We start from the raw sequence: 13009 nt of genomic DNA, 5'->3' as shown, positions 1-13009 counted from the left end.
TACAAATACTCTTTTTATCTCAATTTTCCCTCTTTAAATATTAAGTACAATGTAATATATTGACAAATCAAGGTGTACATTTAACTAACTCTTTGAGAGCTTACACAGTGCGATGTTCCGTTGAGATAATGCTACCTGATCTACAACCTCAGCCTAATCTTGCTGAACAAGTATTTATTTCTTCTCTGGGCAGTAAAAATTTCGATGAACAAGAATTTTTCTCTCAAATTACACTTACATCACTTTCTTTTATTGTCAAAATCGCCAAATTTTCTGTTCATTTTGTCACTCTTTGTGAGAAAAATGAGTACAGTGCACTTTGGAAACAACTTTATTCCGCATTGGGATTAATCATTACTAAAGATAAACCTTGCGCTAACGCTTTTTTTGCTCATGATGAGGAAGTAGTCAATCATTTCACGCTATTGCGTGGTACCTATTATTTTCATCTTTCTCAACAGGCATTAGCAACAAAAGAAAAAGCATTTTCTAGCCTGGAACTTTATTGGTTAAACCAAGCAATGAAATTTGCGTCAATTCATGCACACCAACGTTATATTCAATTTTTATATCAAAAATTAGAAAGGATTTCTCAAGAAAAAACTGAGAAAATTTTAATCGAGGTAATCTATCTTTGTAAGACCAACTTACCCCAATATGGCAGTTATGCTTACATGATGCTCGCAGAAGCTTTTTTTCATTATGCGGTATGGGCCCACCAAACTGGCAATTTAAGTCGTGCAAAATCAGCAATTAGCGCATCGGTGAATGCTTGTATCAAAGCTGAAAATTATTTAAACCAAAGCATATTCTCTATTCACAATGCAAGCTTAGGAGAAGGCATAAAAATGAGCAATTCTTTTGGTTTAGAAAGTCCACGAGAAGCATTCTTATTTTTAAATAATTGGGTAGTCAATAATCTAAAAGAACAAGAATTGGCGGCATTACCCTAATATTGATAGACAAACACTCTAACAAATTTTAATTGTTTTGCTGTACCTAATATTGCCGCTTTCCTACTGCTTTCTTTGGCTAAAATCGTTCCTATTCTTACCTCATAATTGCTATTTTCGCGAAAGTAACGGTTGAAAAGAAGCAATTTAACCGTTACCATGAAAAATAATTTCTATACAAATAATTTGAATGGAAATTATATAGAGTGTTATTTATAGTATCTAACTAGCCAATATAGCTATTGCAATATCCTCAAAACAGTATTGGAAATAAATTTCAATACACCAATTACTAGCACTCTCCGAAATGATTAACAAAGGAGGATTATCAAATGGATAATCAACGTAACACCCTTTTAAATTTAACTAAGAATGCTGCGCAATTGGATTGCTCCTCTGAGATAGGAGAAATTTATTTTAAAAGTAATGGCGTTTTAACATTAGGAGTAGAAATTGAGCTCCAACTCATCAATTCTGAAGATTACAATCTCTGCTCAAGAGCCACAGAGGTGCTGAATGCGACCGCACACCTCGAAAAAATTAAACCTGAGTTTTATTTGAGTACCATAGAAGTGAACACAGATAAGTGCATTACTGTTCAGGAAGTAGAAGAGGATCTTCATAAAACACTTGCTTCATTACAACATGCAACAAAAGACTTAGGAATTTTATTTGCAACAACAGGCTCTCATCCATTTTCTAAATATTCTGATTGGATTGTTTCTCCAACAGCTCGTTATCAAGAACTCATTGATCGTAATCAATGGCTTACACGACGTATGAGTGTCTATGGATTACATATTCATCTAGGTATGTCTAGCGGTGAAGACTGTATTCGTTTTAACAATTTTTTCATGTATTTTTTACCCCATTTATTAGCGCTTTCTTCAAGCTCCCCCTTTTGGCAAGGAATAGATACAGGGCTTTCCTCTTATAGACCGACCACTTATGAAGCACTACCAACAGCAGGACAACCCTATCAAGTCAAAACTTGGCAAGACTTTGAAAATCTTTATAAAACATTAAAGTTATGTGGTTCAATTAACTCCCTCAAAGATTTATGGTGGGATTTAAGACCAAGCCCAGGTTTTGGAACACTAGAAATTCGTGTTTGTGATGGCACAGCAACCCTAGCAGAAACACTTGCTTTAGTTGCCTTGGTTCATACTCTTGCCCATTGGTTTGCTGATAATGGAAGTTGGCTTGAATCGGTAGCCTATCCCCCTTATTGGCTTTCTCGTGAAAACAAATGGAGAGCCATTCGGTATGGTTTAGATGCTGAATTATTAATGAATACGGAAGGCAAAACTAAGTTAATGCGCGAGGATCTCAATGAATGGATTGAAAAGTTAAATCCACACATCAAAAAATTAGGTTATCAAACTTATTTCTCTAATCTTAATGTAATTATGAATTCTGGTACGAGTTCCGAACGCCAACGCAATGTATTTTCCCATAATCATTGTATTAAGGACATTGTGAGGCACAACATCAGCGAATTCTTACTGCAAAAACCTCTCTACAAACGCGAATCTATTATTACAAGTCCCTAGTGAGATGCTCACTATTCAATAATAAGTCGAGGAAAACATCGATGAAACAAATAACCTATACCTCAAAAAAGTTGGGGAGTGTACTCATTAAAAACAAATTAAATCAATATACAATTGCCTCAGACAGATTAGAAGCTCGCTCCCTTAATCAAGATGAAGAGTGTTTTTTAATCGATAAATATACTCAACTTTTAAAAAAACCTGAAAATATAAATCTGTTTGGTGAGGGACAAATTTGGCAATCTTCTACTGTAAAAGAATTTATACAAGATAAAACTCAATGTTGGAATTCAGGTAATAAATTCTCTGTGTTTTCAATTTACACTTCCAGTACCCAAGAATTTATCGGCTATCTCCATATAAAACACTCATTAAACGATTTTGCCAACATAGGTATAGGTCATCAAAATGTCGCTGAAATTGCTTATATCATTGATCAAGCATTTTGGGGAAAAGGTTATGGGACTGAAATTGCAATTTTAGGAAAAAAGTTTATTAAACACATTATCTCTGAGAGTGCCAATGATACTTTAGAAAAAAACATTAAAGAAATTGCTGCTACAACTCACCCTGCAAATGAAGGATCAAAAAGAATTTTACAAAAGACACTAAAACAGATGGAGCCAGAAGAATTTACTAAGTTTGGTGGTCAACCCCGCCTATTATTTTTTAAACCATTAAAAACTGATGTTACCTTGGTAGATAAATCGAACACATTAACTGCAAAATTATAAAAAGGGAGGGACTATGTGTGGTATTGCTGGGGAATTCCAATTCAATAAAAAAAACATTCCTCTTTTTAATCTAGAAAAGGCGTTGCTGAAGCAGCTTAACCGAGGACCTGATGATGGTCAAATATACCTTACGAAAAATATGGCCCTTGGGCATAGAAGACTGAAAATATTTGATCTCTCTAATCGGGGCATGCAACCCATGGTCAATTCTGACTTAGGCTTGGCGCTCGTATTTAATGGAGCAATCTATAATTTTGTAGCACTACGCGAAGTCCTAAAATCTAAAGGATACTCATTTGATTCAAATAGTGATACGGAAGTACTTCTTAAGGCCTATCATGCTTGGGGAAAAGAATGCGTTCATCGCCTTTGTGGGATGTTTGCTTTTGCAATCTGGGAACAAGATACAGGGAAATTGATACTTGCACGGGATCGACTAGGTATTAAACCTCTTTATTACAGCTCAGATGTAAATCATGGATTCAAATTCGCCTCTACTTTACCGGCCTTAATTGAATTTGGTGATATCGATACCTCGATCGATGAAATTGCGCTTCATTATTACCTCATGTTTCATGCCGTTCCAGAACCATTGACCATTTTATCCGGTGTAAAAAAACTTCCTCCTGGCTCTATAATGACTATCCATGCTGATGGTCAAATTGAAGAAAAGCGTTACTGGGAGTTAACCTTTGATAATACAAAAGCCGATCATTATCATAATGAAAGCTACTGGGTAAAAGAAACTTATGAAGCGTTAAAATCAGCAACTCACCGCCAATTAGCGGCAGATGTCCCAGTTGGAATTTTACTTTCAGGAGGATTGGACTCTTCATTGCTCGTTGCCATGGCTGCCAAACTTGGGCATAAAAAAATTCAAACATTTTCTATTGGGTTTGATAGCTCAAAAGAAGAACAAGGAGACGAATTTTTATATTCAAACCTCGTTGCTTCAAAGTTTAATACCCAACATCAGCAAATGTTTATCTCAAACAAGCAGTTAGCATATTCCTTAGGAAGTTGTATTGCTGCAATGTCAGAGCCTATGCTAAGTCATGACAATATTGGTTTTTATCTTCTTTCTCATGAGGTTGCCAAACATGTCAAAGTAGTCCTTTCGGGCCAAGGAGCTGACGAAATTTTTGCAGGATATCATTGGTTTCAAAATATACATTTAAAACCGACATTACCCTCGCAATCAGCACAAATTATTTTTAACAAAGTAGCTGATCGCTCTTTTAAAGAATATCAACAACTTGTAACTCTTGACTTTCAAACGACATTTCATGCATCTGATTTTTTAATTAAGCTTTGTGAAAAAAATAACTCTAAAAACCCAATTGATAATTTACTTAAATATGAAAGTACCTTTGCATTAGCAAATGGGCCCTTAAGTCGAGTTGATAATATGACCATGGCAGCAAGCCTTGAGGCAAGAGTCCCTTTTTTGGATGAAAAAATGCTGGGGCTCGCAGTTTCTATGCCCATTCAATTTAAATTGCCTCAAGGAGGCAAATACATTTTGAAACAGCTCGGAAAGAAAATGCTTCCCAAACAAATTGTAGATCGCCCTAAAGGATATTTTCCTGTTCCAGCGCTGAAATATTTAGAAGGAAGCACTTTGGAGCTCATGCGTGATGTACTCTCTCCTGACAAGATAAAGCAAAGAGGCATTTTTAATTCACAAGCAATTCAAAACCTATTTACTCGGTCCACAAAAAACTTTACTCCTTCAGGTATATCTAAATTGTGGCAAGTTGGTTTACTTGAATATTGGTTGCAACAACATAAATTATAAACAAAACATATTATTTTGCTGCTTCATAGAGTAGCCAGCTAATAGAGAAGGCCACTAGCACAATTCGTGGCCAATATTCCACATGCATCAAACATTCAATGCATGTTCAGAACTTCATTAAGAGCTCTTTATAGTGTTCTTCATTAAAACCTACTGCCACTGTTTTGTCATTTTGCATCAAAACAGGTCGTTTTATAAGTGAGGAATTTGCGATAATAAAGTCTATTTTTTCAGGAAGACTTAATGCTTCATAATGATCTTTATATTTTCGGTAAGTCATTCCTTTTTTATTGATAGGAAGCTCACCAGAATAATCACTCCATGTTTTTATTTGTTCTTTTGTGGGTGGGCATTTTTTGAAATCGATAAACTCATAATCAATTTTATTTTCCTCTAGGAAAAGTCGTGCTTTTTTTACAGTATCACAATTAGGTATTGCAAACATTGAAATCATTTTTGTCCAAAGAATTAAGCCACTCGTTATTGCTACATCTTATAATGTTGGGCTCATTTCTTCCAGGAAAATAATACTGTATCCCTCGTCGTACCGCCAGCATCACTAGCTCTCGTTTAAAAATATCTGAGAAAAAACTCATGAAACCTAGAGCCTTTTTATATCTCTTCAAAGAAAATAAGTATAAATTAACAGATTCATTGCAGTGAGTGGGATACCAATTTTTATAAACTCAAGAAATCCAAACCCCTTCATTCCTCGTTTCTCGATGTTTTGGATAATGATGACGTTACTTGCAGCGCCTAGTATCGATAAATTGCCTGCAATGGTACTTCCTGCTGCTAACGCCAGATACTGAGAATCAGCTGCATGATGACTTATTAATAAGGGCAAATATAAGGCAACTAAAGGCACATTAGAGATAAATTGACTGAGAACAATACTGATAACTAAAATTACTGGAATTTGTGTCACAGTTAAGTGAAAATGATTTATAGTTGCTTGAAAAAAACCACTATCCCACACACTTTGTATTAATATGAATGTACTTGCAAAAAAAAGTAGTGTTCCCCAATCCAACTGTTTTAACAAAATCCATCGTTGTTTGCTTAATAGAATCGGTAACGCAGCGATTAGAGCAATATAACTAAAATTGATGCGCAAAGATGTTTGCATGACATCGGTGATTATTTTAGTGAGCACTAAAAACAACATAAGCACTAAACTGATTTTCACAAGCATTACCATTGGATAATGATTAATCGGCCCAGGGATTGGCTTTTCGATGGGTTTGTTTAACGTATGCTTAAAAATAAAATAAATAAAGAAATAAGTCATAATGAGATTAATTACAGTCGGAATAATCAATGGCTTAATAAAATCCAGAAATGGAGATGACAATCCCCCTTTTACAGCAATAAGTAAGTTTTGTGGATTGCCTATCGGACTTATAACACTACCAATAGTAATTGCAAATGCTAAAGCAAAGAGTAAGGGTTTCGCTAAATTTTTTTGCGATTTGCATAATTGTAAAATAATAGGTGTACCCACAATGGCAATAGTATCATTCATCAATAAAGCAGCGCTGAAACCAAGAACAAAAACAATAATTAATAAAGCGTGTTTTCCTGTGACCGCATAAAAAAAGATGCGATCCGTTATAAGTTCCAAATAGCCACTTTCTTCTGCTGCTTGGCAAATCAAAAACATTCCAAACAAATAAAACATCACATCAGGTTCAATAGCGGTAAGTGCATGTAATGGAGATATTTGTTGAAATAAAATAGATGCTAGAGCACCTATCGCCATGAGACCCCATATGGGGACAACCATTTTAATGAGATGTCGCAAAGCAATAGCAACTAAAACCATGAAAAGAATAAGAACCGCTATTGGCATCCACTCATCCTAAAATTTTTTAATTTAATTATCGCCAACTCAATTTTGAAAATCATCAAAAACAATTTATTTTTAAAATAATTGTTTTACTTAATATCTTATACCTACAAAAATAAGGTATTTTAATTTCTTTCAGGGAGGAAACATTATGTCATCAGAATTCTTAAGTCGACGAGATTTTCTTAAAAAAGCAAGTTTAATTCTTGGTGGGGTTTTAATAAGCAGTCCTGTGCTCACAAAACCAATATTTGCTGCTGGAGAAAAAATTGCTGCCATGAAAGAAAAAGAGGAAGAGGTTTCTCCAGATGAAGATTTAATGAGAGAGCATGGTGTTTTACGACGCATTATTCTAATCTATCGAGAAGTGATTCATCGGATCAATGAACAGCAGGAATTAAACCCTGCCATCATTAATAAATCAGCTACTATAATTCGAGGTTTTATTGAAAATTATCATGAAAAACTCGAGGAAAATTTTATATTTCCTCGTTTTGAAAAACAAGGCCAATTAATTACTCTGGTTAGCACTCTCAAAATACAACATCAGGTGGGACGAAAATTAACGGATTCTGTTTTGGAACTATCTAAACCAAAACAATTTAAATCGCATAATAAGAAATTGATTCATATTCTATTTCAATTCATTAATATGTATGAACCACATGCAGCAAGAGAAGATACAGTTCTATTCCCAGCGCTTAGGCATCTTGTTTCAGAGAATGAATATAAAGAAATGGGAGAACAATTTGAGGCTGAAGAACATAAACTTTTTGGAAAAAGCGGTTTTGAGGGTATTGTTTCCCAAGTTGCAGATATAGAAAAGGAACTGAATATTTATGAACTGTCCGAATTTACTCCTAACTCATTTTAACACCCAATAGGCTCATTCAAGCGAATTGTTTTTATCTGGGTGTATAAATCATAAAAAGAGTAAATCGTAAATTATAAGTAGCTTTTTATTTAATTCAAACTGCAAATATCAAACTTGTGTTCTTCAAACTTAGAATCCATGCAGTGTTGAATTGCTTCAATACGCAATATTTTAATTCTTCTCGTAATCTCATGGCCTATATATTTCGAAGAAAGTTCTTTAGTGTTAATGGATTGAATTGCCTGAAAAGCATGACGTATTTTTTCAATGTAAGTCGATCCAGTATAACGTTCAAAAACATGTAAGCATTCGTTGAAGCGTTCCTTGTTTTGAAAAGCGCCCATATCTGTCAATAAATTTAATAATTCTGGTGCATCAAGTTCAGCGATGCGTTGGAACTGTGGCAAATTTTTAGTAGTTAATAATGCCAAGTCACGGTATTGGTTTGGTACGTTAAATTGTTTACAAAATTTAATTATTTCTTCTGGAGTGAGATCAAGCATCAAAGCAGCGAAGCGGACATGAGCTGAATTTTTATGATCTGTGGCTCGTTGCATGGCCTTGATACCAGAACCAGGTATTTTTATATAAGGAAATAAAATACGATCTGCATTGCATTTTTTTAACACATCGAAAAATTTTTCTGGATGAGGCCCCATAAATGCACGCTCCATTTCCTTCCAAATTCGCTCCTTGCTTAGTTCACTGACTTTACCTTCAATAACCATTTGCGTCATGAGTTCCATTGTTTCTGAAGCTACTTCAAAACCCAAACAAGCAGCAAAACGCGCAGTACGTATTAGTCGAAGAGGATCTTCAACAAATGCAGATGATATATGCCGTAGTATATGCTTTTCCAAATCAACCTTTCCGTTGTAAGGATCAATTAACTCACCCATTTTTTCTTCTTCGAGTAGGAAAGCCATAGCATTAATTGTCAAGTCTCGCCGCTTTAAATCATCTACTAAAGTAATCGAAGAAGAAGTATCGAATTCAAAACCACCATGCCCATAACCGTTTCGCTTTTCACGGCGAGCAAGGGCGTATTCTTCTTTGGTCTCAGGATGCAAAAATACAGGAAAATCACTTACTCCTTGATTCTTATGCACTGGCTTATAGCCCAATTCTAACATTTCCTCTCGAGTTGCTCCCACAACAACCCAGTCATTATCTTTGGGATGGAAACCAAGTAATTTGTCACGGACTGCACCGCCTACTAAATAAATTTTCATAACTTACAAAAGATATCTATTTTATCAAAATGATCATTTTATATTCAAATAAATAATAATTCAAGCGTAATCCATGTTACTAAGTTCTTAGCGGAGTTTTTTGTAAAGTTTTATTGACCATTGGTTCCCATTTTCTGCCTACTGGGCTTGATAAGCGGTAATCTAGCTTTTGCAAGAACCTGTTCAAATGAATGGTCAACAAGCCCCTATTACTTTGGTAAAGTAAAAATAAACCAAGCGCCCACCTCGCTGTTTTTTACATACAATTTACCTCCGCATGATTCGACAAGGTTTCGGCACATAGTAAGCCCTAAACCAGTACCCTGTGGTTTGGTAGTAAAATAGGAATGCAAAACTCGGTCTCTGTGTTCTGGAATAATGCCTGGTCCATTGTCTCGAACATGAATTTCAATATACCCAACTGTATCTTTTGTTTGTATCGTCAGCTCAGAAGAGACATTTGTCTCTTCTCGCATTGCTTCTATGCTATTTCTTGCCAAATCTAAAATAACTTGCATCACTTGAATTCTATTGATGCTTAAATTAGGCAGCCCTTCTGCAAGATTTAAATTGATCTGTAATTTTGAATGAGTTAATTCATAATTCAAAAAAATCATCGCATCTTGAATTAATACATTAATATCAGTTTCTTCGGAAAGATTTTCATCTTGACTTATGAAACTTTTCATTCGACTCATTATTTCACTAGCCTGCTTCGCTTGAGCGATGATTTTTTCCAAAAAACTTAATAACTGGTTATCCAATTTATTAATTTGATCATTTTTCTGTATCTGTAAAAGACAAGTTTGAGCGTAAAGAAAAATCGCGGTTAATGGTTGGTTGATTTCGTGTGCCAATGCGGATGCCATACCCTCCATAGTATTCAAGCGAATGGCCTGAGCAAGTTTCGACTGTTCTTTCATTCTTAATTTTTTTCTTAAATAAAATTTGGTTAAATCCTTTATCAGCAAAATAATTTCCGTATTTTGAGAATTAGGGTTATAAACAGGATGAAAATTTATTTCAAAATAAAAAATTGTATTATATTGCTCATTAGTATTTTCTATGACGATGTTCGTTTCATTTCCTAATAGAGCTTGATAACAAGCATTAATTAATTCTTGTTTGTACTTTGAAATATCAGCAATAAGCGTCAAAAAATTCATTCCTGAACAAATTTCTATTGAAAAAGTTTTTGCAAAAATTTTAATAAAAGATGCATTTATTATTTTAAAATAAAATTCTTTATCTAAAGTAGCTATAGCGTTAGGAACATTGTGCAATAAATCTTGGAAGGTATCCAAGGATTGCTTTAATTGAATTTGTTGTGATTCTAATTGTCGTATGTAGGTTATATCTCTGAGAACCAACTGTAATAATTCATTTTTTGCAGACAAACACTCCAAATATACCCATTTTTGCTCTTCATCTTTTGATAATAACTCCAGCTCACAAGTTTCTTTTACCTGTTTTTTCAATACCGCTTGGATGCATTTTTTTAGAATGTCATTGTGGGAAGCATTTATTAGTGTCAAAAAATTTCTATTAATCAATTGACTACGATCGTGCTTCAATAGAAAAGCACATTGAAAATTAACCGCTTGTATTTGATAATTTTTATCAATAGTCAAAAAAGCGGAAGGATTAAAATCGTAAAACTCAGTAAATTGATCGTGTAAACTCTTTATTTCTTCATAAAGAGCATCAATTTTTTGTTCCTTTTCATGTAATTTTTTTTGCTGCAGTAACAGTTGTTCTTGTAATTGTTTTATTTCGAGTATAGTCTGGAACGATGATTCTCCATTGATTGTTAAATCCATTTCATGATTTCCTTCATAATACTTGGTGTTTAAAATAAAGCGTTTATAAATTGTTTTATTTACTCCTTGGGTGCAGAAAAAGCAACACTAACAAGTCATCTGTAAAGATGAAATCCGGTTTATCCATTATTTCCAAACTTATTCTTTGGGAGTAATGTACTTGTTACAGCAACTTATTTATCAACTTGGAAACTGTAATTTTTCCCTGTTGTCAACATGCCTATACGTTTTTCTTGCTTTATCAAACTGCTGTTTTTGTAAGGATGCAGGATTGGAGTATCTTCCCATAGAAACAGCAATACCACTACAAAAAGTACCTCTTCAATAACCCATTAAATCTCAGAAGGATATTTCAAAATAAGATATTTTGCTTCTATAGTTTATAAGTATACGGCTTTGATTAATGCAATCTAGGAAAAATCATGACATTAAAATACGATGTGATCGTTTTAGGTGGCGGGAAAGGCGGTAAAACTCTGGCTGTCGATTTAGCAAAAACGGGGCAGCGAGTTGTTATGGTTGAAGACAATCAAATTGGCGGTACTTGCATTAATGTGGCATGCATACCAACAAAAGCGCTCGTGCAATCAGCTAAGATAGCCCATTATTGTCGTTCAGCAACAGCGTACGGTTTAGAGGCTAATCTTGCTCCTGTTGATTTTAAGGCGGTTCGTACCCGTAAGAATTCAATAGTCAATTCGATGCGTGAAGCAAACTTAAAACAATTTTTAGATTCAGGCATGGATCTTTTACTGGGTCATGGTCATTTTGTAGGACCTAAGACGATTGAAGTGAATTTATCCTCACCAAGAGATGGTCAAAAAGTATTAGAAATTACAGCAGATAAAATTTTTATTAATACCGGTGCCTTACCTTTTATCCCCCCTATTCCGGGGCTCGACAAAGTAAAATATTATACTAATGACAGTTTAATGAATATTGATAGAGTTCCTAGGCATTTGCTTGTGGTTGGTGGCGGCTATATTGGTTTAGAGTTTGCTCAGTTATTTCGTCGTTTGGGGGCGGACATCACGGTGATAGAAGCAGACAGTAAGTTTATTAGCCGTGAAGATAGAGATATTGCTGAGCAGGTATTTGATACGTTAACTAAAGAGGGAATTCATTTCACTCTTAATACTAAAATCAATAGTATTCAAGAAGAACAAGGCGAAATAATTATCAATGCAAATCAAGATGGAAAATCTAAGTTTATTCGTGGAAGCGATATTCTTATTGCTGTGGGACGTGTTGCAAATACAGCGAGATTAAATTTAGATAAAACAAGAGTTGGGCTTGATGCGCGCGGTTTTATTAAAGTAAATGAATATCTCGAAACTACATCCAAAGGTATTTGGGCTCTGGGAGATGTAAAGGGTGGGGCACAGTTTACGCATTTATCTTTAGATGATTATCGTTTAGTCAAACATAATTTACAAAATCCACAGAACAAACATTCAGTACATGGGCGACTTATTCCCTATACGGTATTCCTTGACCCAGAACTTGCCCGAATTGGAATGACAGAATCACAAGCTCTTGCCGAAGGTTACTCCCTAAAAATAGCAAAAATTCCTGCTATTGTTGTTCCTAGAGCAAAAACACAAGGTGAAACAATTGGTGTTCTGAAGGCGGTTATTGATGCAAAAACAGATCGTATTTTAGGTGTTTCCATTTTTTGTGCCGAGGCTGGTGAAATCCTTGGTGTCATCCAATTGGCTATGGAATTGGATATACCTTATCAAAAATTACGTGACATTATGTTTGCTCACCCTACATTAGTTGAAAGTATTAATCTTTGGTTTGCTGCAGTAACAGAGTGAGTTGAGTTATCTCGTATTTCTGTTCTTGAAACAATATTATCTTTCACTACCTTCGGAATCTTTAGGTCATTTTCAAAGGTTATTTTATCAAATGCATCAAATAAACTAACTACCGTTGGATTACCAGATATATTCCTTTCTTTGTTTTTTCTCTTTGCCTTGTTATCATTTTTTAGCGTTCTATATTCCCATACATGAAGCAATGTGTCCTTATTATTAGATAGCTATTCAAAAATTACATCTGAGGATGAATTCCAATTTTTTGATTATTCACATGCACAGAGCTATTTAGATAAATTGTTCCAATTCAAAACTCATGTTCATCATAATAATAGTAACTCGAAGCCTTACATAAAAATTTCGAGGAAAAGCTTTT

At 34.6% G+C, this 13009-nt stretch carries 11 protein-coding genes; 6 read left to right on the top strand and 5 right to left on the bottom strand.

All coding sequences use genetic code 11. From position 1 onward, the window contains the following. Positions 1-107: 107 nt before the first annotated feature. The 4 genes from Lsan_RS05035 to Lsan_RS05020 all read left to right on the top strand — a co-directional run bounded on the left by Lsan_RS05035 (position 108) and on the right by Lsan_RS05020 (position 5038). Positions 108-953, top strand: a complete 846-nt coding sequence (locus Lsan_RS05035) for a DUF5630 domain-containing protein (protein WP_058513424.1) — start codon at positions 108-110, stop codon at positions 951-953. 332 nt (positions 954-1285) lie between these two features. Then, a complete protein-coding gene (locus Lsan_RS05030) occupies positions 1286-2506 on the top strand; it encodes a carboxylate-amine ligase (RefSeq protein WP_058513423.1) in 1221 nt (406 codons plus the stop codon). Positions 2507-2547: 41 nt separating this feature from the next. Next, the gene (locus tag Lsan_RS05025) at positions 2548-3240 is read left to right on the top strand and encodes a GNAT family N-acetyltransferase (protein ID WP_058513422.1); all 693 of its coding nucleotides are present in this window, start codon (positions 2548-2550) and stop codon (positions 3238-3240) included. A 13-nt stretch (positions 3241-3253) separates the two neighbouring features. After that, the gene (locus Lsan_RS05020) at positions 3254-5038 is read left to right on the top strand and encodes an N-acetylglutaminylglutamine amidotransferase (protein WP_058513421.1); all 1785 of its coding nucleotides are present in this window, start codon (positions 3254-3256) and stop codon (positions 5036-5038) included. A gap of 106 nt (positions 5039-5144) precedes the next feature. On the opposite strand, the gene Lsan_RS05015 is transcribed toward Lsan_RS05020, so the two are convergent. Then, positions 5145-5492: an arsenate reductase family protein gene (locus Lsan_RS05015; protein ID WP_058513420.1), complete on the bottom strand. Its 348-nt coding sequence runs from the start codon at positions 5490-5492 to the stop codon at positions 5145-5147. 168 nt (positions 5493-5660) lie between these two features. Then, positions 5661-6890 carry an anion transporter gene (locus Lsan_RS05010; protein ID WP_058513419.1) on the bottom strand — a complete coding sequence of 410 codons (1230 nt, stop codon included), beginning with the start codon at positions 6888-6890 and terminating at the stop codon, positions 5661-5663. Positions 6891-7038: 148 nt separating this feature from the next. Between Lsan_RS05010 and Lsan_RS05005 the strand changes: the two genes are divergently transcribed. Next, positions 7039-7761, top strand: coding sequence for a hemerythrin domain-containing protein (locus tag Lsan_RS05005; protein WP_058513418.1), 723 nt, complete (start codon positions 7039-7041; stop codon positions 7759-7761). Positions 7762-7850: 89 nt separating this feature from the next. Here Lsan_RS05005 and Lsan_RS05000 read toward each other — a convergent pair whose 3' ends face one another. Then, positions 7851-8993 (bottom strand): tRNA nucleotidyltransferase/poly(A) polymerase-related protein, encoded by a 1143-nt coding sequence (locus Lsan_RS05000; RefSeq protein WP_058513417.1) that lies wholly within the window; start codon positions 8991-8993, stop codon positions 7851-7853. A 209-nt stretch (positions 8994-9202) separates the two neighbouring features. Continuing rightward, the gene (locus tag Lsan_RS04995) at positions 9203-10813 is read right to left on the bottom strand and encodes a sensor histidine kinase (protein ID WP_058513416.1); all 1611 of its coding nucleotides are present in this window, start codon (positions 10811-10813) and stop codon (positions 9203-9205) included. A gap of 422 nt (positions 10814-11235) precedes the next feature. Here Lsan_RS04995 and Lsan_RS04990 point away from each other — a divergent pair, with 422 nt between their 5' ends. Further along, on the top strand, positions 11236-12633 hold the full coding sequence (locus tag Lsan_RS04990) for a mercuric reductase (RefSeq protein WP_058513415.1): 1398 nt from the start codon (positions 11236-11238) through the stop codon (positions 12631-12633). Here Lsan_RS04990 and Lsan_RS23490 read toward each other — a convergent pair. Next, positions 12579-12836, bottom strand: coding sequence for a DUF3644 domain-containing protein (locus Lsan_RS23490; RefSeq protein WP_420324283.1), 258 nt, complete (start codon positions 12834-12836; stop codon positions 12579-12581). The two genes, Lsan_RS04990 and Lsan_RS23490, sit on opposite strands and share 55 nt — an antisense overlap. Positions 12837-13009 lie beyond the last annotated feature (173 nt).

It is taken from the genome of Legionella santicrucis (assembly GCF_001468135.1).
GTDB lineage: Bacteria > Pseudomonadota > Gammaproteobacteria > Legionellales > Legionellaceae > Legionella > Legionella santicrucis.
This window is presented reverse-complemented; position numbering and strand designations above follow the sequence as displayed.

Bases quoted from the DNA above. Each gene is read 5' to 3' on its own strand.
- Lsan_RS05030 (WP_058513423.1), top strand. From the start codon at position 1,286: ATGGATAATCAACGTAACACCCTTTTAAATTTAACTAAGAATGCTGCG.
- Lsan_RS05025 (WP_058513422.1), top strand. From the start codon at position 2,548: ATGAAACAAATAACCTATACCTCAAAAAAGTTGGGGAGTGTACTCATT.
- Lsan_RS05020 (WP_058513421.1), top strand. From the start codon at position 3,254: ATGTGTGGTATTGCTGGGGAATTCCAATTCAATAAAAAAAACATTCCT.
- Lsan_RS05015 (WP_058513420.1), bottom strand. From the start codon at position 5,492: ATGATTTCAATGTTTGCAATACCTAATTGTGATACTGTAAAAAAAGCA.
- Lsan_RS05010 (WP_058513419.1), bottom strand. From the start codon at position 6,890: ATGCCAATAGCGGTTCTTATTCTTTTCATGGTTTTAGTTGCTATTGCT.
- Lsan_RS05005 (WP_058513418.1), top strand. From the start codon at position 7,039: ATGTCATCAGAATTCTTAAGTCGACGAGATTTTCTTAAAAAAGCAAGT.
- Lsan_RS05000 (WP_058513417.1), bottom strand. From the start codon at position 8,993: ATGAAAATTTATTTAGTAGGCGGTGCAGTCCGTGACAAATTACTTGGT.
- Lsan_RS04995 (WP_058513416.1), bottom strand. From the start codon at position 10,813: ATGGATTTAACAATCAATGGAGAATCATCGTTCCAGACTATACTCGAA.
- Lsan_RS04990 (WP_058513415.1), top strand. From the start codon at position 11,236: ATGACATTAAAATACGATGTGATCGTTTTAGGTGGCGGGAAAGGCGGT.